At 41.3% G+C, this 24,155-nt stretch carries 21 protein-coding genes; 2 read left to right on the top strand and 19 right to left on the bottom strand.

Features of this window, described 5'->3' with window-relative positions; all coding sequences use genetic code 11:
* Positions 1 to 17: 17 nt before the first annotated feature.
* The gene (locus M0R79_RS08245; protein WP_248417109.1) at positions 18 to 284 is read right to left on the bottom strand and encodes a co-chaperone GroES; all 267 of its coding nucleotides are present in this window, start codon (positions 282 to 284) and stop codon (positions 18 to 20) included.
* 152 nt (positions 285 to 436) lie between these two features.
* On the bottom strand, positions 437 to 1,069 hold the full coding sequence (locus M0R79_RS08250; RefSeq protein ID WP_092572363.1) for a redox-sensing transcriptional repressor Rex: 633 nt from the start codon (positions 1,067 to 1,069) through the stop codon (positions 437 to 439).
* A 232-nt stretch (positions 1,070 to 1,301) separates the two neighbouring features.
* On the opposite strand from M0R79_RS08250, the gene M0R79_RS08255 reads away from it, so the two are divergent.
* The gene (locus tag M0R79_RS08255) at positions 1,302 to 3,275 is read left to right on the top strand and encodes an ABC-F family ATP-binding cassette domain-containing protein (protein ID WP_248417108.1); all 1,974 of its coding nucleotides are present in this window, start codon (positions 1,302 to 1,304) and stop codon (positions 3,273 to 3,275) included.
* A 319-nt stretch (positions 3,276 to 3,594) separates the two neighbouring features.
* On the opposite strand, the gene tsaD is transcribed toward M0R79_RS08255, so the two are convergent.
* From tsaD to rlmH, 7 genes are all read right to left on the bottom strand, one after another.
* Positions 3,595 to 4,602 carry a tRNA (adenosine(37)-N6)-threonylcarbamoyltransferase complex transferase subunit TsaD gene (gene tsaD, locus M0R79_RS08260; RefSeq protein WP_248417107.1) on the bottom strand — a complete coding sequence of 336 codons (1,008 nt, stop codon included), beginning with the start codon at positions 4,600 to 4,602 and terminating at the stop codon, positions 3,595 to 3,597.
* 4 nt (positions 4,603 to 4,606) lie between these two features.
* Positions 4,607 to 5,053, bottom strand: a complete 447-nt coding sequence (rimI, locus tag M0R79_RS08265; protein ID WP_248417106.1) for a ribosomal protein S18-alanine N-acetyltransferase — start codon at positions 5,051 to 5,053, stop codon at positions 4,607 to 4,609.
* Positions 5,041 to 5,622, bottom strand: coding sequence for a ribosomal protein S18-alanine N-acetyltransferase (gene rimI, locus M0R79_RS08270; RefSeq protein ID WP_248417105.1), 582 nt, complete (start codon positions 5,620 to 5,622; stop codon positions 5,041 to 5,043). The genes rimI (M0R79_RS08265) and rimI (M0R79_RS08270) overlap by 13 nt, the downstream gene beginning before the upstream one ends.
* Positions 5,594 to 6,367, bottom strand: coding sequence for a tRNA (adenosine(37)-N6)-threonylcarbamoyltransferase complex dimerization subunit type 1 TsaB (tsaB, locus tag M0R79_RS08275; protein ID WP_248417104.1), 774 nt, complete (start codon positions 6,365 to 6,367; stop codon positions 5,594 to 5,596). Before tsaB ends, rimI (M0R79_RS08270) begins: the two co-directional genes overlap by 29 nt.
* A gap of 22 nt (positions 6,368 to 6,389) precedes the next feature.
* A complete protein-coding gene (proS, locus tag M0R79_RS08280; RefSeq protein WP_248417103.1) occupies positions 6,390 to 7,829 on the bottom strand; it encodes a proline--tRNA ligase in 1,440 nt (479 codons plus the stop codon).
* 289 nt (positions 7,830 to 8,118) lie between these two features.
* On the bottom strand, positions 8,119 to 8,712 hold the full coding sequence (lepB, locus tag M0R79_RS08285) for a signal peptidase I (protein ID WP_248417102.1): 594 nt from the start codon (positions 8,710 to 8,712) through the stop codon (positions 8,119 to 8,121).
* A gap of 94 nt (positions 8,713 to 8,806) precedes the next feature.
* Positions 8,807 to 9,286 (bottom strand): 23S rRNA (pseudouridine(1915)-N(3))-methyltransferase RlmH, encoded by a 480-nt coding sequence (gene rlmH, locus M0R79_RS08290; RefSeq protein WP_248417101.1) that lies wholly within the window; start codon positions 9,284 to 9,286, stop codon positions 8,807 to 8,809.
* A 151-nt stretch (positions 9,287 to 9,437) separates the two neighbouring features.
* Between rlmH and M0R79_RS08295 the strand changes: the two genes are divergently transcribed.
* Positions 9,438 to 10,106: a potassium channel family protein gene (locus M0R79_RS08295; protein ID WP_248417100.1), complete on the top strand. Its 669-nt coding sequence runs from the start codon at positions 9,438 to 9,440 to the stop codon at positions 10,104 to 10,106.
* A gap of 247 nt (positions 10,107 to 10,353) precedes the next feature.
* Here M0R79_RS08295 and M0R79_RS08300 read toward each other — a convergent pair whose 3' ends face one another.
* The 10 genes from M0R79_RS08300 to M0R79_RS08345 form a co-directional block, all read right to left on the bottom strand.
* The gene (locus tag M0R79_RS08300; RefSeq protein WP_248417099.1) at positions 10,354 to 11,580 is read right to left on the bottom strand and encodes a S1C family serine protease; all 1,227 of its coding nucleotides are present in this window, start codon (positions 11,578 to 11,580) and stop codon (positions 10,354 to 10,356) included.
* A 223-nt stretch (positions 11,581 to 11,803) separates the two neighbouring features.
* Positions 11,804 to 12,646, bottom strand: a complete 843-nt coding sequence (locus tag M0R79_RS08305) for an MBL fold metallo-hydrolase (protein WP_248417098.1) — start codon at positions 12,644 to 12,646, stop codon at positions 11,804 to 11,806.
* Positions 12,647 to 12,736: 90 nt separating this feature from the next.
* Positions 12,737 to 14,602: a DUF2207 domain-containing protein gene (locus tag M0R79_RS08310; protein WP_259560537.1), complete on the bottom strand. Its 1,866-nt coding sequence runs from the start codon at positions 14,600 to 14,602 to the stop codon at positions 12,737 to 12,739.
* Positions 14,603 to 14,627: 25 nt separating this feature from the next.
* Positions 14,628 to 16,550, bottom strand: coding sequence for a DUF2207 domain-containing protein (locus M0R79_RS08315; RefSeq protein WP_248417096.1), 1,923 nt, complete (start codon positions 16,548 to 16,550; stop codon positions 14,628 to 14,630).
* A gap of 427 nt (positions 16,551 to 16,977) precedes the next feature.
* On the bottom strand, positions 16,978 to 17,808 hold the full coding sequence (gene yycI / locus M0R79_RS08320; protein ID WP_092572388.1) for a two-component system regulatory protein YycI: 831 nt from the start codon (positions 17,806 to 17,808) through the stop codon (positions 16,978 to 16,980).
* Between the two features lie 3 nt (positions 17,809 to 17,811).
* A complete protein-coding gene (locus M0R79_RS08325; RefSeq protein ID WP_248417095.1) occupies positions 17,812 to 19,200 on the bottom strand; it encodes a YycH family regulatory protein in 1,389 nt (462 codons plus the stop codon).
* Positions 19,200 to 21,053: a cell wall metabolism sensor histidine kinase WalK gene (walK, locus tag M0R79_RS08330; RefSeq protein WP_248417094.1), complete on the bottom strand. Its 1,854-nt coding sequence runs from the start codon at positions 21,051 to 21,053 to the stop codon at positions 19,200 to 19,202. The genes M0R79_RS08325 and walK overlap by 1 nt, the downstream gene beginning before the upstream one ends.
* Before the next feature lie 6 nt (positions 21,054 to 21,059).
* The gene (gene yycF, locus M0R79_RS08335) at positions 21,060 to 21,764 is read right to left on the bottom strand and encodes a response regulator YycF (RefSeq protein WP_092572394.1); all 705 of its coding nucleotides are present in this window, start codon (positions 21,762 to 21,764) and stop codon (positions 21,060 to 21,062) included.
* A 263-nt stretch (positions 21,765 to 22,027) separates the two neighbouring features.
* Positions 22,028 to 23,407, bottom strand: coding sequence for a L,D-transpeptidase family protein (locus M0R79_RS08340; RefSeq protein ID WP_248417093.1), 1,380 nt, complete (start codon positions 23,405 to 23,407; stop codon positions 22,028 to 22,030).
* A gap of 75 nt (positions 23,408 to 23,482) precedes the next feature.
* Positions 23,483 to 24,154: an O-methyltransferase gene (locus M0R79_RS08345; RefSeq protein ID WP_248417092.1), complete on the bottom strand. Its 672-nt coding sequence runs from the start codon at positions 24,152 to 24,154 to the stop codon at positions 23,483 to 23,485.
* Position 24,155: the final 1 nt, after the last annotated feature.

Below are 24,155 nucleotides of genomic sequence, written 5' to 3' on the forward strand. Positions count from 1 at the left end.
GTTGATAATCTGTTTGATTAGTCAATCACAGCAAGTAAATCTTTTAATTCTGCGATTAAATATTTTTCTTCTTGGTATTCAATTTCTGATCCAGCATAAGATTTAAAGTAAACTTGGTCCCCTACTTTAACCCCGTCTTCAGCTTCTACTTCTGGACCAACGGCAATTACTTCGCCATATTGTTCTTTTTCTTTAGAAGAAGAAGGTAGGACGAAGCCGCTAGCTGTGGTTTCTTCTGTTTCAGCCACTTTAATGATTACACGTTTTCCTAAGGGTTTTAACATTTACAATAACCTCCAATGATTGATAATTTTTCTTTAGCACTCTTTGACATTGAGTGCTAAATCTATGCTTCTATAATAGTCTAATTAGGTCAAGATTGCAAGCCATAACCTCTAAATAAATAAAAAAACGGGCCTAAGCCCGTCGGTTACCATTATTGAGATAAATCACTTTCGATAAAATAGATTAAGGTTTGCAACTCATTGGTTAAGTCCACATTCTGCACATGAACACCGGCTGGAACTTCAAAGCGCAAAGGAGTAAAATTCAGAATTCCTTTGATGCCACTTTTAATCAAGCGATCAACCACATCATGAGCGGACTCCTCCGGAACGGTTATAATCATCACATCAAGTTGTTGTTGTTCCATTTGATATTCAATATCATCCATCGAATACACCGGTACCCCAGATTGAATCGTTCCGACAATCTCCTCACGAACATCAAAGGCCGCACCAATCCGAATATTAGAACTCTTCCTAAAATTATAATTCAATAAAGCGTGACCTAGATTCCCCACGCCAATCAGGCCGACATTGGTCAAGCGGTCTTGACTCAGAATCTTCGTGAAAAACTGTAACAAGTATTCCACATCATAACCATAGCCTCGTTTACCTAAAGCACCAAAGTATGAAAAATCACGCCGAATGGTCGCACTATCTACTTTAACCGCCGCACTTAATTCTGTGGATGATACTCGATCAATATCTGCATCATGCAAATACTGTAAATAACGACGATAAATAGGTAGACGCAATGCGGTAGCTCTCGGTATGTTCTGTTGCATTTGCGACACTCCAATCTCTATTATCCTTTTAACTTCCATAGTATAGCAGATAATTTCTTGGATTGCGACAGTTGCTCCCTAAGTTTGTGAATTCTTCCCAAAGTCGTTCGCTTTTAACATATTAGCTATTGAAGCTTTTTGACCGAGAAATATAAAGGCTCTAAGCTTTTTTGCGAGCTTAAATCGCTCATGCTATAATGAGGCGACAACCATTGGGAAGTAGGAGAAAATCATGATTCTATTGCAAGCGAATAATGTGGCACGTCGTTTCGCTGATGTGACCTTATATGAGCAGGTAAATTTTAATATTCAAAGTGGCGACCGGGTGGCCTTGGTCGGTCGTAATGGAACAGGTAAGTCTACATTAATTGAACAGATTATGGGACAAGAACCCCTCTCAGAAGGTGAGATTACCACCGCTAAGAATTTACGGATTGGCTATTTGGAACAACATGTGGCGATCAATTCTAATCGGACCATTTGGGATGAGATGATGACAGTCTTCAAAGACCGGTTAGCTTTAAGAGACGAGGCCGAAACACTGGCGAATCAACTGGCTGATTTAGCTGACCGAACCCACAGTCCAGAATATCAGCAGACTTTAGCCCACTATGATCAGATCCAAGAACAGATGATTCAAAATAATGTCTACGCGATTGAATCTGATATCCGTACAGTCTTACATGGTTTTATATTCTATGAAGAAGACTATCAAAGACCGGTTAATTCCTTGTCCGGTGGCCAGAAAACTCGTCTAGCTTTGGCCCGGACTTTATTGACGGATTATGACTTGCTCATCTTAGATGAACCTACCAACCATTTGGATATGGAGACCTTAGCTTGGCTAGAGAATTATTTGATGTCTTATCGGGGAGCCTTGTTACTGGTCTCCCATGACCGCTACTTCCTGAATAAAGTGGCTCAGCAAGTCATTGAATTACGTCATAAAACCCTCCATACCTATGCGGGAAATTATGATTATTATTTAAAAGAAAAAGCCTTACGCCAACAACAAGAACAACAAGCCTATGATAAGCAACAAGAAGAAATCGCCAAATTAGAAGATTTTATCCAAAAAAATATCACCCGGGCATCGACCACCAAGCGTGCTCAAAGTCGGCGCAAACGCCTCGAAAAGATGGAACGAATTGAAAAACCCTTACAAGATCAACAAGCGCCAAGAATTCAATTCTCAGCTGCCAAAGAAAGTGGCCAGCGAGTCATTGATGTCAATAATCTAGCCATCGGTTATTCGGCGAGTGAGGCTCCCTTAGCCCGCCACCTTAACCTAGAATTAGGACGTCAAGAAGCCATTGCCATTGTCGGTCCTAACGGCGTCGGTAAAACCACCTTGTTAAAGACGATCTTGGGACAAATACCTGCCCTAGCGGGTGATATACGCCTGGGCAGCAACGTGCAAATAGGCTATTATGACCAAAATGTCAACCAGCTCGACCCTAATCTCACCGTATTGGAAACCTTGTGGCAGGCTCATGACTTAACCGATGAATGGCAAATCCGCTCGATTTTAGGTTCCTTCTTATTCTCAGGGGAAACGGTAGAAAAGAAAGTCGGTTTACTTTCCGGAGGGGAGAAGGCGCGTCTAAGTTTAGCCTTATTAGCCACCAACCATGATAATACCCTCTTATTGGACGAACCGACCAATCACTTAGATATCGATAGCAAAGAAGTCTTGGAAGATGCTTTAATCAACTATGATGGTAGCTTGCTCTTTGTCTCCCATGACCGCTATTTTATCAATCGGATTGCTAGCAAGGTCCTAGAAATTCACCCAGAAGGCGCGGACCTCTACTTGGGTGACTACGATTATTACCAAGCCAAAAAAGCTGAACTCTTACAAATTGCTGCCGCCCAAGAGGCTAATCAAGAAGATTTAATGCAGACGAAAACTGCACCGATGAGTCAAAACCAGCGTAGTTATGAAGATTCCAAGTTACTCCGCCAACAATTACGCAAATTAGAGAAACAAGTCGAAGATAGCTGGCAAAGCAATGAAGCACTCGAGCTTGAATTAGAACAAATTGAAGCCAAGATGGCTGAGTTGGCACAGGCTAACGATAGTCAAGCCTTAGCTCAACAACATAAAGAACAACTGCGAGTCCAAGCTGCCATTGACCAAGCTGTGCAAGCTTGGGAAGAAGCTGCCCTGAACCTCGAAGCCTTTAAAGAAGAGCATGAACTTTAATCCTTAATCAATAAAGGGTAGAGATCTTCTTGATTGATTTACTATCCAGATTCCTGGTTAATCACAATAAACCGAATATTTACCCAGCAAAAAGGACCCACGAGCATTACAACTTGGTAATTGTTCGCCAAGTAATCTCTAGAGGGTCCTATTCTGAAAGTCAGCTATTCATGCTTGACTTCCATTGGGTAATATTCGGTTTTTTAAAATTTCTTTGCCATCAAGAATAACGATCAACGAATGATTTCAGTCTGATTCAGCGAGTTAAATATACCGCTAGGATTATGACTCAGCCATATTTTACTTAAGTTTAACCAGCCTATAGATCTAAGCCAGGTTGAGCGTTCAAATCCAATTCAACAAATCTGCCTTGTTGATACAAGCTATAGGCTGCTGCTCCGATCATTGCGGCATTATCGCCGCAGAGACTAAAATCAGGAATGAGCAGGGTTAAGTCAGGATGCTTCTGGGCTAAAGTCTGAGCAAGTTGTTGACGCAAGGCTGAATTAGCAGCGACTCCGCCCGCCAATATGAATTGACGAACTTGTGGGTAACGATCCAGAGCCCGCATTGATTTGTCCACTAAGATTTCAACCGCCGCTTGTTGAAAAGAGCAGGCCAAGTTGGCTGTGTCAATCTTTTCCCCACGTTGCTGTGCATTATGCACTAGGTTCATCACTGCCGATTTCATGCCCGAAAATGAGAAATCAAGATTATCCTCTTGAAGCATGGCTCGTGGAATCGCATAGGTGTCCTGACCTTGGTGGGCCAATTGATCTAAATACTTTCCTGCTGGATAGGGCAAATCCAAAATCCGCCCCACCTTGTCATAGGCTTCACCTACGGCATCGTCTTGGGTCTCGCCGACAACTTGAAAATCGCCATCATCAGCCATATAAACTAATTCGGTGTGCCCACCAGAAACTATTAAGGCCAACAAAGGAAATTCAAGCGCTTGAGAGAGTTGATTGGCATAGATATGGCCCGCCAAATGATTCACTGCAATTAAAGGTTTATGGTGAACAAATGCCAAAGTTTTGGCAGCCGTGACTCCTACCAAGAGGGCGCCGACTAAACCAGGTCCGTAGGTCACAGCAATCGCATCAATCTGATCCATTTCAACCCCAGCTTGGTCGAGGGCCATTTGATAGACTTGACTGATTTGTTCCACATGATGACGACTGGCAACTTCCGGCACCACACCGCCAAAGCGCATATGACTCTTCACTTGCGAAGCGATAACATTGGACCGAATGAATCGACCGTCTTCCACGACGGCGACACTGGTTTCATCACAAGATGATTCAAAAGCTAAGATTAAAGTCACTCACTTATCTCCTTTCCCAAATCATAATAAAAGCATCTTCTCGAGGCTGCTGATAATAATCTAGCCGACTTCCCCTTAATTCAAACGCCGATTGTTGATATAAATTAATGGCCGAGCGATTTGAGACCCGAACTTCCAGATAGATCTCTTGAATACTGTCAATCCTTTGCAAGGCTGCAATCAGTCGCTGACCATAACCTTGCTTCCGCCATTCAGGACGAACATAAATCTGAATTAAATCGGCTTGGTCGAAGATTTGACGATAGCTTAGATAGGCTATCATCTTTCTTTCTTTTTCAATGACGATGAATTGGGTCTGTTCTGAAGCTAATTCGGTGATAATTAAGGCAGGAGACCAAGCAAATCCTTCTTCAATTAATTTTGCCAATTGCCGTCTTTGACGACGAGTAAGATCTTGACTTGAAAGATGTAATAATTTTATTTCTGACATAAGGACAACACCATCTCGAAGGCATCTTCATGATTATCTGAATAATAAAAATGCTTAACATGCCCTTTAACAAAACCGGCACCGATATAAAGATTCTGAGCCCGATAATTAGACTGGCGAACTTCTAAGGTAATCTTTGGTAGGCCGATTAACTTAACAGCTTCAATCCATTTATCTAAGAGTAGTTGACCATAGCCTTGACCTTGATAATCAGGATGGACCATCAGATGGCTAATATGGGCTCCTTGAGGTTTAAAGCGACCGGTCACCGCCCCTAAAATCTGACTCTGACCATCGACCTGGATTTGCTCTAAGATTAAATAAACGGCAAACGGATTTCGCTCCCAGTCCGCCTGAAAATCTTTCAAACGCCAAGCTAAATATCCCTGATAAGCTTGATCTTCTAAATGAACAAACTCTGCTAAATCGGCTTCGCCGCCCAAACGAAATCTTAAATCCTGGTCTTTAGTGACCAAACTCAACTCGTTTTGTAGCTGATTCATGATTGTGTGTTTGACCACCTTGCGTTTAGGTGAACCACTACGAAAAATGTTCAATATATCTTTCATTTTCTTCCTCATTTGCTACGGGTCGCTGATGTTGATCGGCCCATTGTCGTTCAGCTAAGGTGGCATGAACATAATTAGGATTTAAAGTATGAATATCTTTGACTGGGTCTATCTTTATGCCAGTAAAAGCAAGATCGGCCCGAGGATAATATTCGGCGCTGGATTGAAGTTTAAAAGAAAGTTGCGGGTATTCTTGATGCAGAAGGTCAGCAAAGGCTTCAATTTGATAACCGATCAGAATCAGTTCTCCATAAGACTTATCTCGTAAACGCGTCGTCAATTTAGGAATAACGCTTTGCCAATCTACGTGTTGATCATGACCTAAGGCCGTCAACTCACCCTCTGCTTGAGCGAAAAGATTGCAATAAGCGGATAAGCGACGAGCGTCTATGATTGGTAAAATTAAATCGTCTGGCTGGGCCTGTGCTTGTTGAGCTAATAAGGCTAGACTAGAAACCTGATAGACAGGAATTTGCCGGGACAAGCCCCACATCTTAGCTAAGCTCACCCCAATTCGGAGTCCTGTATAAGATCCTGGACCGACGCCCACAATCAATCCAGCCACATCTTCCACTTTCCAGTCCACACTTTGCAATAAACGTTGAATTTGGGGCAACAAGCTGGCCCCATGTTGCTGGCTCAATTGTTGATGAAAAGAAGCCACCGGAACTATATTGCCCAGACTCCCCTGGCCAAGGGCTAGCGACAAGGCTGCTGATGAGGTATCCAGGGCTAACCATTTCATAAAATTTCCTCCTAAATATAACTTAATATGCCCGTGCCAACCAAACTGTGGTTGTGGCAGGTTCGCCAGTAATAATGTCTTTTTGTTTGGCTTCGACGGTACCCGCGAAAGGAATATTTCGGGTAGTAAAGCCCGTTCGTTCTTTAATCTCGGCCTCAGTTTCGGCTTTACCATTCCATCCAGCTAAGACAAAACCGAGTGGCTCGCCAGCGGATTGTTTAGCTTCGATATGTGCTTCCAATTCTTCAATCGTATTAATATGAGTGTAAGATAACTCTTTAACCCGTTGACGGGCTGATTCTAATAATCGACCTTGCATTTCGCTTAAAGCAGTTTGGATTTCTTTAACGAAATCTGCCAAATCGATGCTCTCCTTATCGGCTAAATCACGAGCCTTAAGAATCGCTTGTTGATTAGCCAAGTCACGAGGACCAATTTCCACGCGTAATGGCACTCCTCTAAGTTCCCACTCATTAAACTTATAACCTGGACGATTATCACTATCATCAACGATAGTGCGAATGCCCTCTTTCTTCAAGTCATTTTGCAATTGTTCAATGGTTTCCATAATAGCAGGGTTCTTTTGCCATGGGCCAACTGGAATAAATACCACTTGTTGGGGAGCAATTTTTGGTGGTAGGACCAGCCCTTGATCATCACCATGGGTCATAATCATCGCCCCAATTAATCGAGTAGAAATTCCCCAGGAGGTAGTATAGGTAAGGACATGCTCGTTATCTTGATTCAAATAGCGGATATTGAAAGCTTCGGCAAATTTTGTGCCCATATAATGGGAAGTTCCTGCTTGGACTGCCTTACCATCTTGCATCATGGCTTCAACTGAGAAGGTGCGTTCAGCACCGGCAAAGCGTTCACTTGGCGTTTTCTCACCTTTAAAGACCGGGATTGCTAAGACATCTTCGATAAGTTCTGCATAGACATCTAACATCCGCATAGTCCGCTCTTGCGCTTCTTCAGCCGTAGCGTGGGCCGTGTGTCCTTCTTGCCAAAGAAATTCTGAGGTTCTTAGAAATGGCAGAGTACGTTTCTCCCAACGGAAGACATTGGCCCACTGGTTAATTTCCAAAGGCAAATCACGATAAGATTGAATCCACTTAGCAAAAGAATCACCAATAATCGTTTCAGAAGTTGGTCGAAGCGCCAATTTCTCTTCAAGCACTTCACCTGCTGCTTCGGTCACAAAAGGTAACTCAGGACTGAAACCTTCAATATGATCTTTCTCTCGTGAGAAGAAGGATTCAGGAATCAACATTGGGAAATACGCATTACGGATACCTTCCGCTTTGAATCGACGATTCGCTTCGTCTTGGATATGTTCCCAGATTTCATAACCGTTGGGCTTAAAAATCATACAGCCGCGGACAGGGGCATAATCCATTAAATCTGCTTGTTGTATCGTTTGTAAGTACCACTTCGAAAAATCTTCTCGTCTTGTTACCATTTACTTTCCTCCTAAAAATAAATAGGCTGTCCATCCTAATTAAGGACGAAGACAGCCTGCTCCGCGGTACCACCTTATTTGTTATGTGATCATAACCGACTTAGGGACCGATAAGGGAGTCCAGACCATCCTTAAGGAATAGTAGGTTCAATCCGCCAGTACCATTATTCTTTCAGCCGAGGAATAACTCTCTAAAGGCCTGCACGTATTTACTAATCTATTCTAGTCCTAATCATTATATAGCCTTTGACTTTATCTTTCAATCCTTAGTCATCTCAATGAAGTGAAACTATTCTTTGACAATCTCCTGACCATCGGCCGACAAATTATATTGGTCTAAGAGATGGATTTTATCCAGCGGCCAGTGAACCAGATCGGCTTCTCCGACAATATCCTCAAGATTAATAAAACCAAAAGACCGACCATCTAAAGAATTCCGTCGGTTATCGCCCATTACAAATAACTTACCTTGGGGAACCTTTTGTTCACCGGTCACATCTTGTAAACGAAAATCATAAGTAAACGGTCCAGAAGTTTGTTGGGCTAAATCCTGTAAGTAAGGTTCGGTCAAAGCATGGCCATTCAGTATTAACTGGTCATTCTTATATTCAATCGTATCCCCAGGTAGACCAATCACGCGTTTGATATATAATTTATCTGCTTCAATGGGTGAGGGAAACACCACGACATCAAAGCGTTCAATCTTATTTTGTTTTAACATCAATAGACGTTCACCACTTTGTAAGGTATTGTCCATTGAACGGCCATTCACGATAAAAGGTTCAGCAACATAAAAGAATACTAATTTAATCGCCAATAACATGACTGCTAAGGTCAGTAATAAAGAGACTATTTCTTTAAGAAAGGCAGTAATTTTTGACATAATATCGTCCTATCTATGATATATTCTTCGCCTATTTTATCACAAGACGGCCAACAGCTAAAAGTCCTCTGACCCACTTTCAATAAATAAGCGATTATTTGTGATATGGTTGGTGGTGGATAATCCGAAATGCCCGATAAATTTGTTCAACAAGTACCAGCCGCATGAGTTGATGGGGATAAGTAATGCGACCAAAACTTAAGAGCAAATCGGCCTGATCTTTGATCGATTGGGCGATGCCTAAGGAGCCACCAATCACAATGGTTAATTTGCTCTGACCATAAGTCGCATAGTCTTCCATGGTTTGGGCAATCTCCTCTGAGGACATGAGCTTCCCTTCAATCGCCAGAATCCATAATTTTCGATCAGCTTTCAGGTGGGCTTGAATGCGCTCGGCCTCTTTTTGTAAGATGAGCGCTTCTTGGGTCGCAGTCAAATTCCCTTCGGTCGCTTCATCTGCGACTTCGATAATTTTACATTTAGCATAGGATTGCAGACGTTTAAGGTATTCTGCGATTCCCATTTTTAAATATTTCTCTTTTAATTTACCGACAACAATAATTTCAATATTCACTTGCACCACCTCCAACCTATCTTATCATAATATTTCAATCATGGAAGAGAGAATAGTCTTGCATAAAGGGCCAACGACCGTTATAGTAAAACAGAGTCGAGCCATCAATTAACTTGTTGGCCCAAATTAGATAAAGAATGAGGAATGCCCTATGAAATCAAAAATTGTTGGTGTCCTAGGTCTGGGTGTATTTGGTCGAACCGTAGCCAAAGAATTGGGGAACTTTGGCACAGAGGTCATTGCCATTGACAGTAATCCTGATCGGGTTCAAATGGTTGCTGATACGGTCACTAATCCGGTAGTCGGTGACTTCACTGACATAGACTTGTTAAAAAGTACCGGATTAGAAAATTGTGATCTTATCGTCGTGGCCACGGGCTCTAACCTAGAGTCTGCTGTCCTCGCTGTCATGCATTGCAAAAAAATGCGCGTTCCCCAAATTATTGCCAAAGCGCGCTCAACGACTTTCGAAGAAGTCTTATATGAAGTTGGGGTGACCTCCGTGGTCTCACCAGAACGTGATTCTGGTTATCGCTTAGCTTCAAAGATTCTCCGCAATAGTATTGACGAGGTCTTACGCCTTGACGAGAATGTCTCATTAATTGAATTCGAAGTTCCCCAACGTTGGGTAGGAAAGAGTGTGGTTGACCTAGACTTACGGGTAAAATATGACCTTAACTTGATTGGTATGCGTGAAGAACGAGGCGAACCGTTGAAGACCATTCCCACAGATCTTAAACTTCCTGACGAAATTATTATTGTGGCCATTGCTAGCTCACGCAAATTCGAACGCTTTGATTATTTAAATGAATTAGACTAAGAAATGGACTTATGCACAAATTTTGTGTATAAGTCTCTTTTTTTACCCTATTTATCCAAACTTATCCACAGTTTGTTGTTAACAACTGATAAAAAGGTTGATATCTCTGTATTTTACTGCATTATTTCTGAATAATCTATGCATTTATGCTGATTTTATCAGGACTTATCCACAAGTTTTTCCATTTTTAAGCTAAAAAAGAGGAGGTCTCTTCGGTTAAAAAGGCTTCCTCCTTATTCTGATGAAATTATTGGTTATTGTTTTGAACAGTGTCGGTTAACTTCACATCTATGGTTTGTTCTTTGCCTTCACGAATAATCTTAAGTTTAATTGTATCCCCAACTTTGTATTGGTAGAGCACTTCTTTCAAGTTCATCGCATCAGTGATGGTTTCATCGTTAATACCAGTAATGACGTCATATTGTTGAAGTCCAGCAGCCTCAGCGGCAGATTGAGATTGAATACGCATCACGATGACGCCATCAACTTGATCTTCAGCTAATTTGAGGATATTGGTTCGAGATTCAATCGAAACTTGAGCCAGATCCCACATTTGAATACCTAGGGCTGGTCGTTCAACTTCACCTTTCTCTTCAAGTTGAGACACTATATTCTTCACGTCATTGATTGGAATGGCAAAGCCCATTCCTTCAATGGCAGTGGAGGCGAACTTACTTGAATTAATACCGATTAATTGGCCTTGTGTATTGACTAAGGCCCCACCAGAGTTGCCTGGATTAATGGCGGCATCTGTTTGAATTAAGGTCATATCCCAATCTGGATTTTGATCACCATCGGTATCAACTGAAACTTTCCGATTAAGTCCTGAAATAATCCCTTGGGTCACTGAAGTCGCAAAATCTTCGCCAACAGGAGAACCAATGGCAATGGCTAGGGAACCTACTTGAAGGTCATCAGAATTGGCAAATTCCAAAGTTGTTTTAGCATATTTAGCTGGAATGGTTAAGACAGCAATATCACTGAGTTTATCGGTTCCGACCAAGGTTGCTTCCGTCTTTTGGCCATCGGCCATTTGAACTTCTAAGGAATCATTATTTTCAATCACATGGTTATTGGTTACTATATAGGCTTTGTCGCCATCAATCTTGTAAACTACACCTGAACCAGAACCGGCCAATTGGGGTTCAGCATCAAATTTATCCAAATTAATACCACCATCGCTGCCGAAGAAATCACCATACATGGTTCCACTGGTGCCCGCCAATTGATAATTTTCAACAGAAACGACCGCATCACTGGTCTTAGAAACGGTATCCACAATGACCGATTCAAAGTCGGATAAATTTTGGCGTGCTCCGGCTGTTTTTTGACTATCATCCATATTTAGGTTCACTCCGAGTAATAGCATGGTAAGTAATAAAATTGCACTTCCTAACACCCCGCCAAAAATGCCTTTCCAAAAAATAGAAGGTTCTTTGCTAGTGTTAGTATGTTGAGGGGCGTTTTTTGACATTTTGTTTCAGTCCTTTCAAGTATATCTTTAATTTATGAGTTAATCTTAGCACCAAATTATGAATAGATTATGAAAAGCAAAATAGTAATTATGAATTAATTGTCAAAATATGCAGAAATAACTAAGTTTGAAAAAGGAGAGCAGTCTAAAACTTGCTCCCCCAACTTTCATCATCTATTTCCTAAAACAAATGCGTAGCGGTCCAACGAATGGCTTCATCTTCTTACAAACGATTTAAAGCCGTTGCCTTAATTGGATCCGTCATGTAGACGTGGAATGCCTCATCGACAGCAAAATCTTCTTGACTCAAGGTTTGTCGCATGGCTTCCATCGCGAGTTCTTTGGTATTATTGTCTCGGCTTAGATGGCCTAGATAAATACTCTTGGTCTTGTCACCAATTAAATCAACCATCGCTAAAGCCCCATCTACATTGGAAAGGTGGCCTTTGTCACTAAGAATCCGTTGCTTCAAAGACCAAGGATAACGCCCCGACCGCAGCATTTCAATTTCATGATTGCTTTCGATTAGATATGCTGAAGCGTTCTTCAAATCCCAACGTAATTTCTCAGAGACGTAGCCAGTATCGGTCAACATCACAAATTGTTTATCCGCTTTTTGAAAGGCATAAAATTGTGGTTGAATCGCATCATGGCTCACTTCATAACTTAAGACATCTAAATCACCGAAGGTTAACATTTGCTCTGCTTCGAATAGACGTCGATTGTCTGGATCAATCTTACCAATCATTTGATCCATCAAGGACCAAGTTCTGGCATTGGCATAAATCGGTAGATTATACTTACGCGATAGGACGCCGACCCCATGAATATGATCCTTATGTTCGTGGGTGACCAAGATGGCATCAATATCTGCTAGATTGCGACCGATTTGTTTGAGTAAGGCTTCAACCTTCTTACCAGAAAGACCCGCATCAACCAGTAGTCGTTGATGGGCTGATTCTATATAGGTGCAATTCCCACTTGAACCAGAGGCTAGAATCGAGAATTGCAGACTATCACAATCGGTTTCCTTATATTTTATCTTTTCTTGACTAATATTTAACATGAACATCACTTTCTAATGCTTGCTATTGTGCTAGCTTATCACGATGACACGGCCAATGCAAGTTAGCTTCTTGAAAGCCAAATGATTAGCTTAGAAACCACCTGCACCGCTGCCCCCGCCACCGCCACCAGAACTACCACTGGAGAAGCCACCTCCTAGACCGCCACTATTGGAACCGCTATAGCTACTTGAGCCAAAACTTGAATGATTCACACTCTCAGAAACTGAATCATTGAAGTGACTCAAGAATACTCCTTCATTGGCATAGAAACTGAATGGTAAGCTGGCATTCATCAATTCTTCTTGACTAAAGCTATGGGTCATCGCCTTAATAACTTTCTTTCCGTAACCAAAAGCCACTGCATAGACCAGATATTCTTCCCACAGCGCTAAGGAACCAATTTTGCGTAAATCCATCTGGCCAATATCTTTCAGCATCTGGGCAAAAGCACGCCAAGACCGATATTGCTTGTCCGCTTCATAGGTCCTGAATGGTTGACGTATAAAGAGGACCAGGAAGATTAGCAATAAGATAATCGCACAGGCAACACCCATTATAAAATAAGTCCAAACTTTTGCACTCACGATATGGGTAAAGCCGCCAATCAATCCAGATCCAACGATGCTAAAGATAGCGAGGAAGAAAGCTAAAAGAAAATTAAAGAATCCTCTTCTTTCATAAGGTGATTTATCGGGACGAATCGCGTCAACTTGGTCAGCCAAATGGTCACTAAAATCATCCATCAAATCTTGCTGTCGTTCTTGATAATCCTCATCCGCTTCCATTAAATCGCCTAAGTCACTTAAACGTAGAGCTTGACCATCCTCAAGGGTAACCAAGGCCAAGGCGTCCTTCTCATATTCTGTAAGGGCGTCATCTGCCACTTTCAGCGGTAATATATCTACCGTATCTTCGCCATCAACCTGGCTAATCTCTTCAATCTGTAGGTAACCACGCCGGGCCAAGTCCAACAAAGTGCTGGAGAAATCATTCGGATCGGCCACATTTTGGGACCGCACAAAGGCTTGGGCCGCTAACGCTGGTTGCAGAGCTGAAGGCGGTTGGAAGAGATGTTCAGGTACATGAGCTGGCTGCGGATTAGCTTTCTTGACTAAGGACCGATGACGAAAAATACCCATGATTAAGCCTAAAATGCCGATACTTGTTAAAATGGTCATTGCCAATTGACCTAAAGATTGTTGGCGTTCAAAGTTAATACGATCCTGTTCAACTCGAGCTTCTTCTTCTTTAACTTTCTGTTGGTATACTCTGTCAGGACTTTGCTTTGGATTCTTAGCCGTTAAGCGCGGTGGGAATAAAGCGTGAACCTCAACAAAAGTGTGAGACGGATTATCCGCTACTTGGACATCAATATAAGCTGAATCAGTCTCTCTGACTGGATAAACCTTACCGAAAGGGGAACCATGTCCCCATACATTGAAGTGTTCAGCTTCATCTAAGCGGTCAGGTAAATAAATACGAGCTTCAACAGCTAAATTCTCACTAATACCACTCCCCACAATTCGCCAATTAAATTCTGCTGTATCTTGATAATTGTCAACAATGGAAGCTAGCCGATAATCCAAGACAAAAGTCTTAGTATCATTCTCACTTGGATAGAAAATTTTAAAACGAGAGACCGTTCCTTCTTCACTGCGTTGATAGGTGCCCGGGGCTTCACTATTATTTTCTTCAAAATACTGAACTTGTCCATTATCGTCCAACACACCAATATGTAAATCCAATATTTCATGGCCTGAACCATCAACATCAATCCAAACACCATTGACTTCATCAATTTTATATAGATATTCCTGCTTGAAATGGACATCGCCATTGTCTAAAATCTGAGCTTCTATCTTGGTAGATTGGATATCAAAACTTGCCGCTTGAACTTGGTCTAGGGGCAACATAAGATTCATCAGCAAGAAAAGTAAACATAGGAATTTCTTCATTGAATACTTACTCCCTTCAAAACTGTTAAAAACCACCCATGCCGCCGCGACCTCCGGATCCACCCGAAGATCCACCCGATGCACCGCCACCAAAACCACCGATATTGCTTCCTTGATACTTGCCCCAATTCGCAGCGGTTTTAGGTTGAGCTGCAGCTATGGATGAAGACATGGTCGTACGTAAGGCTCGATGTAATAAATAAGGGTTATTATAGAACGGTGTCGGCAGAGCTAATTCATTTAACTCATCCATACCATATTGCTTATTCATCGCTTCAATAACCTTATCGGCCACACCAAGCGAAATAGCATAGACTAAATATTCATCCCAGAGAGGTAGACTGGCAATCTCGCGCATGTTAAATTGACCAATATCCTCCAACATCTTAGCAAAAGCACGCCACATCCGTCGTTGATAATCTTCTTCTTGAGAATATAAGGGGGCTTTCCGATTCATAAAGAACAGAATCAGAATGAGGATAAAATTTAACGATAACAAGAGGACGATTAAGACGATATGTTTCTCAATTTGGTCAAAGCCTAGGAAGAAGAACAAGAGCGGCCAAACCAGTATACTCGCTAAGAGACTCAGAGCAATCCAGGAATTCACTTTGCGACGGTATGGAAGAGATTCACCGACAGCTTGTTGTCCCATTACTTGGCAGAAATTCTTAAAGCGAGTCCAGAGACGGTTTTGTCGTTTAGCAAATTGACTGTGTTGATGAATCGCCGTTTCAATCTCGGATAATTTGACCTCGTCTTGGTCCTCAGTAAATAAATATTCTAAGACATAGAGTTCATGTTTCTGGAGTTGATCTTGTTGGCTCGGTTCCTTTAACAATCGTATGCGGATTGTTTTACTATCGCCACGATTGAAGAATCCCGTCCGTTGATGTTTGGCTTCTTCGGCCAAGTCTAAATAGCCTTTACGGGCTAAATCAACGATGGTTGCCGAGAAATCATCCGCATTGAGTGGACGATTTAAATAGGAAGCAGCCATAATGGCAGGACTGATTTCTGCCGGCAAGTTAAATACATGGTCAGGAACATGTTTAGGATTCGGATTGAGCCGTTTTTTATGGTGGAAATATAAATAGAAACTATAAAGCGTCAATAAAGGAGCAAAAGCTAACAAGGCAACCAGTTTCAAGAGTTCTAATCCTTGACGTTTTTGGTAATCAGCCCGGTCTTGTTCAACTTGAGCATTGGCCTGATTAATAATCTCTTCTTTCTTGGCTTGATCCACCCGATTCTGATTGTTAGGCGTCAAAGCGGTGGGAAAGATTGCCTGAACTTCGAGAAATTGATTCGCCGATTGGTTCAAAACGCTGACTAGAATTCGACTTTGATTCTGGCTTTGATCCAACTGGATTTGCCCTTGAGGATCCCCATATAGCCATGCACGGAAATCATTCTTTTGTTCAACTTTTCCGGGTAAAATAATCTCCGCATCCACATCGAAACTTTCATCAGTCCCTGTTCCGAGTAGTTTGCGATTTAATTCGGCGGTGTCCTGATAATTCGTGATTAAATTTTCCAAACGATACTCAAAGACGAAGTCCACTTTTTCATTTTGACTCGGATAAAAGACAGTAAACTTCAGTAAATCATCTTCAATCTGGGTTTGGAAGGTGCCAGCTTGACGACTGGTCGATTCTTCGAAGTAGCGAGTCTTCCCTGTTTCTGGATCTTTGACCCCTACTCGATATGGACCAAGGTTAACCCCTTGTAAATCAACCTGGTAGATAACCCCATTCAATTGTTTAATATCATAAGTCTGAGTTTCAGTAAATAAGACATCTCCCTCAGCGGTAATATCGCCAATTAATTCAACATGGGTAATATCATAATTTACTTGATTATCTTGAGCAGCTACGGGCAGGCATCCCATCCCTAAAACCATTATGGATAATATTATAATAAAGAGCCCTCTTGATAATTTCTTCATGGCATTCGCTCCCTTAATTTTCATAGTTTTATTCTAACATGTTTGTTTCCTTTTCTACAGTAAGTTAAAAAGCTTTCAAAAATTTAATCAACTTATTTAAGCTAGAGAGGACGAAAGAAAGACTGATCGCAAAAAAATTTAATATGTGTCAGTAATCATAGCTTGTCGGCAGTTGATTTGGATAGCAAGCTTTGTTGTTAATTCAATTAAAAAGTTTCTTTTATCGTACCAGAGAATTAACAAGTAAGCCGATTGCCAGTTTATAGTGGTTAAATTTCATGGCACAAAAAAACAACTACAAAGACTGAATTAAACAGTTTTGTAGCTGTTCCAAATTTTATAATTGTACATATAAAGATTGATGTTGTTAGCCATTTTCAACTTGTAATCGACTTTGGAGGATCCGAGACCTCAGCAGCATTCTATCTTAACGTGGACCCAAAATAGTACCGCGTTTAGCTTCAATATAGACCGTACGAACCGTGCCATCCGGTTGAGTATACATAATTTCCCAGACTGGCGAAAACACCGAAAAATCTTTTAACTTATCGATTCGATAATAACTTAAACGTGAATAATCGATCCGTGAGTTATCAGGAATAAAAGTTTCGACCCGGCCATCGATAATCTGAAAAGCATCACGTTCTGAAATAGTTTGGGTATTGGTATCCAGAAGTTTGAGTTGATCTTGGTAGGTTTGAGTGTAGGAAACAGCTTGATAGTCTTCATTGAGCATCAATTTAATTTCTGCGGTCCCATCTACAATCTTATGGTCTTCATAAGCGGTCATTTGCATATAAATTGCCCGTTCCAAAAGCGAATAGCGAGAAAATTTATATTGATTGCCCGCTACGAAATACGTCTCATCGGCAAAGAAATTTTGTTCTAACTTTTTCACCTGATCATCCGATAAGCGAGCGGTTTGATTATTTAAATTCAAGCCCAAATCAATTGGTTCGATAAAGGTCGCCTTGACCCGATTATTCTCATCTATCTCAACCTCTTGATTGGCTAACTGTTCAATATGATCTGCTAAATAAGTTGAATTGTCTGCCTTAACCAAGGGTAGAGAAGTGGCTTCCTCAGCAATATCATCGAAAACCACCCCACGGTTCTTCAATTCTTCTTCAATGGTATACTGCATCACCGCTTTATCGGGTTCTGCCCCACTGACGCGATTATACAGGATAAACAGTAAATAGAGGTCAAAGATCAGGAAGAAAGCTAAAAGCAAGACCTGTATGCGTTTAAAGTCCATTGCTTACTCACCTCCTGGTAAAGTTTCAGTATTATCTTGAAATTCAGCCTCAAAAGCGGCTGAGTCCATCTGATCCAAACTATAAAAATTATCATCGATTTTGATATACCATTTTGGAATTAGGTGGGCTTTCTTTCCTGCTTCCATATCGTCCTGCCATTGATAGCCGATAAAGACATCATCAAACTGGCTTAAGCTATAACCATGATCTTTAACCTGTTCGAAAATCTCGGCCGCTGAAGCCAATTGAATCGACTGACTTTGATCTGGGATGTGGGCATGGAATATTAATAAAGGAAACTGATAACGATAGATATCGCCACTATTATTGTTTCGTATATACATTTTACTAGAACCATAATCATTGGTTCGACCCAGACTAAATATAGGCAAGTTATTTAGATATCGTCGATATTGGGCCAGGTTATGCTTAGCCCCCATCAAGCGTAAATCACCTGGCCAATAGTCGTAACGCTTAATATATTTAAAGGTATTCTCAATCTTCTCTGCGAAACTCCGTTGATTCGTATCTCCTGGCCGGTTGACCCGTACTGATAACATTTGTTTATCCTCAGTGAAGTCTAACGTATATTGATAATTAAAATACGTAACTTTTGTGCTCGAGGTCTCAGTATTTTTAAGCGCCGCATTTTCTGAAAAGGCACTTAAAAAAAGGTGCTCAGGAATACTCTCTAAAGTATATACCTGATCATCGAGATGAACAGGATCATTTGGTAAATAAATCATCCCTGCTTTCCCAATGTAGCCTTGAACTTCGATCGCTTGTACCTTGCTTTGGCTGACTTCTTGATGTAGACTCTTTCGATCCACCGCTTTATTCAAATGACCTAAATAATATTGGTTCGTTCGGGTATTTAATAAATATACAGTCCGTTCCCCATCTAAGGGATAAATTATTTGGTTGATGTATGATTCTGCCTGATCTTCTTGATGAATTTGGACATAATCTGTCAGAAAACTTAAGGGGATTTCATCGGCAAATTGAACTTGAAGATGATTTAAAGCATAAAGATTCTCAATAAATTTTTGATCCTCTTGGAAGTCATCACGACTTAAATTAATCTGATTCTCTGCCAGAGTGCTTGCTAAACTTTCAATTAAAGTGGGATCAATGATCCATTCAGTAGCTTCTTCTGAGCGATAAATATATTTAAAAGGTTTGTATGTGTCTTTAAATTCTAAAGCACTGGTTTGATAGAAATTGGGAATATCGCGTTCACCTTGCATCACCACTTCCTGGTTCCCCTCAGTCTTACCGGGTTGAAGAAGTTGTTTGAGCGAAGTCATATCATACAAAAGATAATAGGTTAGCAGCACACTCAACAAGACACAGAAGGTTAATACAAAGGATAGGATTCGATTTCTACGCATTATTCCCACTCCTCATCAATATCATCATAGTTGGAATAGGGCAACTCAAAAGAGAATTGAGAGCCTTGGCCTTCAACACTGTTGACCCAAATCGTTCCCCCATGAAGCTCAATAACTTCTTTAGAGATGGCTAAGCCCAGACCACTACCTCCTTGTGCCCGCGATCTCGCTTTATCGACCCGGTAGAAGCGTTTAAAGAGGTGTTCCTGATCTGCCTTAGAAATCCCTAGACCTTGGTCTATGACCGTGAAGATAACACTGTCCAAATTATCCTCAATTCGAACCGTTATTTGCCCACCATCTGGGGAATATTTCAGGGCATTATTTAATAAATTATCAATCACTTGGGTCATCCGATCTTGATCGATATCAACATATATATCACGCGAAGTATATTCACGAACAATCTGGTAACGATCAGATTGGTCATCAGATTCTAGCGTAAATTGTATCCGGTCTAAGATATGGTCTACAATCCGCTTAAAATCTACATATTCCTTCTCTAAGACAATTTGACCCCCGTCCATTTTGGACAAGTTTAACAGGTTGGCAATCATTCGAATCATTCGATTACTTTCAGATTGGATGACTTCCAAGAATTGAGGTGCCAAATCAGGATCCTTCCAAGCTCCATCACTCAAAGCTTCACTGTAAGATTTCAAGCTCGTCAGTGGAGTTCGCAATTCATGAGAAACATTAGAAACGAAATCGCGTCGTTCTCGTTCGGTCTTTTCTTGTTCAGTAATATCCGTTAAGACACAAACTAAGCCGGTAGCAAAACCTGTCTCACGTCGGATGACCGAGAATTCACCTTTGAGTATCGAATTATTACCATGTCGATCCGGCCTTTCAATTAAGATATCTTGGTCGCCTTTAAGTAAATCACGCATTGAATAATTCTGGTGAACATCTAGAAGACGGAGAATCGACTTGCCAATGGCCCGTTCGTGAGGCATATCCAGTAAGTAAAGGGCTCGGTCGTTGACTAGCAAGACATTCCCCCGTTGATCGGTTCCGATAACCCCGTCAGTCATATGACGCAAAATCCCGTCCAATCTTTGCCGTTCGGACTCCGTTGATTCTTGGGCATCTTTAACTTTCTCGGCTAATTCATTAATGGTTAAGGCCAGCTCTCCTAGCTCATCATAGCCCATAAGTTCTGCTGGATAATTATAGACCCCTTCTGAGATTCGGATAGCCTGCTGACGCATGTTCTCAATCGGTCGAGTAATCCCTTGCGAGACAATCACCGATAAAATAAGGGCTAAGACGGCCGCAAACAAAGCCGATTGAATAAAGAGATCAATAATATTATCCGTCTGCGTATAGACGGATTCCATATTCGTTTCAATAACAACAGCACCTAATACTTGGCTTAAGTCGTTATTCATGATGGGTTTAATCAGTTGGTACAGACGGTCTTGTGTATTGCTATCGGTCATTTCACTGGCGATAGTCGTCTGCGATAAGAGCACTTCCCTTAACTTAGGCATTGAGGTTTGGGCTCCGACACCCGTTTCCCCCAAATCTTGATTCGTCGCAATGATGGTTTCCTGGGGATTGACGACCAACAGCTTGGTTGGATTCGCGGTGGTAAAGGTACTTAACACTTGATTCAACCGGTCATTCTGTTCGGTCGCATTCAAGTCTTCTGAAAGGATTGGCGATAAATTATTCGTCAAAAAATCAGCTTGCGAATTAATCTGGGTCTTGAATTGACCCAAGGATTGCATCTCAAGCTCATTGATAAAATACACCCCAATAAATTGAAAGACGATCAAAAGAATGAAAACAAATAAAAGGGGGATTTTAAAATATATCGATTGAAAAAAATTAAAGGGCCGTCGGTTCATTAAAAATTACTCCTGTTCTGGATTCTTCAAGAAGTAGCCTACACCCCGACGGGTCATTAGAAATTCAGGTCGGCTAGGTTGAGTTTCAATCTTCTCACGTAAACGGCGAATGGTCACATCCACGGTTCGAACATCACCAAAATAATCATAACCCCACACGGTTTCCAATAAATGTTCCCGGGTCATGACTTGACCGATATGTTTGGCCAGATAATGTAAGAGTTCGAATTCACGGTGAGTTAATTCAATTTCTTGACCATTCTTGGAAGCAATATAGGCATCCTGATGGACCACAAGGTCACCAATCTGAATATCGCGGTTTTGTTCGGTTTCTTGATCAGCACCCTGCAAAGCGTTCCGCCTCAAGTTTGCTTTCACCCGAGCTATCAGCTCACGATTTGAGAAAGGTTTGGTCACATAGTCATCGGCTCCTAATTCTAAACCAAGAACCTTATCTATCTCTGAATCTTTTGCCGTTAACATAATAATTGGGACGGCACTGGTCTTGCGGATTTCGCGACAGACTTCCAACCCATCTTTCTTCGGCAACATCAAATCTAAGACAACAAGATCAGGCTTACTGGCTTCGAAGACACTTAAAGCTTCTTCGCCATCATAAGCTTTCTCAACTTGATATCCTTCATTCACTAAATTAAATGAAATAATATCCGAAATTGGCTTTTCATCATCTACGACTAATATTTTCTTCATGCCAATCACTCCTTTGACTCTAATTGTTATACTTGTTGTCTTTATGTATTTTTAGAGAATTCTACTTGGACTGAATCTTTCACAATATAAACTCATTATACTCTTTTTACCTATAATAACAAACCTTGCTAGCTTTTCACAAGTCCATTCATATTTCGAAAATTTCCCGGCAGATAGAAGGAGACCCCCCAATTCAATTAAAATGGGGGGCGGTAGTTGGTAGTTATGTAGATAGGCATCGGAGAGAGGTGATCCCTCAGACTTTATTCAAAGACAATCACTGGTGTACCTAATTCAACAGCAGCAAAAACTTCTGGCATAATATCTGGTGGCGTATTGATACAACCTAGAGATCCAGAAACTTGGTAAGTGTTACCACCGAAATTGGACTGCCAGTTCGCATCATGAATTCCTTGGCCGGTATCGTCAAAAGGCATCCAATAAGCCACAGGTTGAACATAATCTCGTTGGGTCCGTGGATTATAACCCTTTAATTCAGCGTTCTCTTCTTTGTCCCAGACAGAATATGCACCCGGAACGGTGTCTGTACCAATTTGTCCCGTAACAATCGGTGTTTGCAGAACTTCTTGGCCATCTTTATAAATAAACATAGTTTGATTAAGAACATCAATTTCTACGTAAGTGTCGCCAATATCATTACCGTTATTGCCATAACCGGTGCCAGCAATCGCTGGATCTCGTTTGACATCTTCACCTTTGTATAGGTCTTGAGCAATCTGAGCGGCTTCTGCTTCACGGTCAATCGACCAGCCTAGTGTCCCTGGTTGGACAGTGACTTCGCCTCTAAGCGTTGATTTAAAGGTTCTTTCTTTTAAGAAAGTAGCATACTGATCATTATAGGTCTTTAAGAATTCTTGGATCAGAGCTTCGTCATAGACAATCTGATTGGATCCATCAAAGTAAATCCATTTCTCAATTTCTTTCTGAGGGATCACTTCATCATGTCCATCGATGGTTAAGGTAATCTTGGTAGAAGTAGCCTCATCAATTTGTTTCATTGTGTTTTGAATGCTTTCATCATCCGCTGTCAGGGTTGGTTGCATATAATACTGATTGACTTCAATCTTTTGTTGCCCATCTTGAAGTTGACTCGCAATGGCTTCCTTCAATTGATTTAAATCCACTTGATTGCCTGCTTTGGCATCGACCACGTAGTAGCCCTTGCTTTCATTATAATCAATGGTCGCATCACTGGCAGGAGTTCTTTCACTATTATCTAGGCCTGCTTTCAATAGGGCTTGATTAAGGACCTTATCATCAATATCGATGTTTTTTAGTGTATCTCCATCAAAGTGTTGACCCTTGAAATAAGAGAACAACCATAAATTTGGATTTTGAGCATTATATATTTTTTGGAGTTGGTCGATAGTATCTAATTTTGGGTTTAAATCTTTCATAGCAAATTTGCCTAAACTTTTCCCATTTTCGGTAATTTCTACTTCTTGGTTGACCAGGTTCTGCTCTACGGCTTCCTTAGCTTCGGCCAAAGTCATGTTGCTGACGTCGACTTGACCAATTTTGGTATTAGGTTGGAATTTTTCGGCATAATGATAAATGCCAAAGCCATAGCCCAGCAAAAGAATTAGTACGATCGAAAGGGCACTAATAATAACTTTCTTCATATATGATACTCCCATCTTAGATTTTTCTACTGTATCCTATCATGTAATTGTGAATATTTTGCTACTTTTTTGCTACTAATTATTTTCTTTTCGAACTATTAAAAGGCCATCCCCCAGCGGCAAGTAGGATTCCCTTAAAGCTGGATTCGCCTCAACCACATCTAAGAGTTCATTGAGTTTACGATGAATCTTGCGAACCCGCTTGGGAATCTGCTCTTCGGCATCGAAGACGGTTCCCGCTTGAAAGACATCGTCAATCAACAATAGACCGCCACGTTTTAATAATCGCAGGCATTCAGGCAAGAACTCAACATACTTGGCCTTCGCTGAATCCATAAAGATTAAGTCATAGGGTCCCGATAGTGTCGGTAAGATATCGACAGCATCGCCCTCAATGAGCTTTATTTTATCAGTCAGTCCCAATTTGTCAAAGTTTTCTTTTGCTTTTTTGGCCATTAAGTCATAGCGATCAATCGTGGTAACGAGACCCTCAGCTCCGATATGCTGGGCCAACAAACTGGCTGAGAAGCCGACTGCCGTGCCAATCTCAAGAATTTGTTGGGGTTGGTAGATCATACACAATAAATCAATATACTTGGCGGTTTCATGGGGAATAATGGGGACTCCGGCCTGATGAGCTTCCGCTTCTAAGTTACCCAGGGCGCCAGGGAATTCTCCCTGACGGGTCCGCATAAAGTCTAGCACCTGCTGATTGACAATCGGCCGATACATCATTTCATTCTGCATA

This window comes from Ignavigranum ruoffiae (assembly GCF_023195815.2).
Classification (GTDB): domain Bacteria; phylum Bacillota; class Bacilli; order Lactobacillales; family Aerococcaceae; genus Ignavigranum; species Ignavigranum ruoffiae.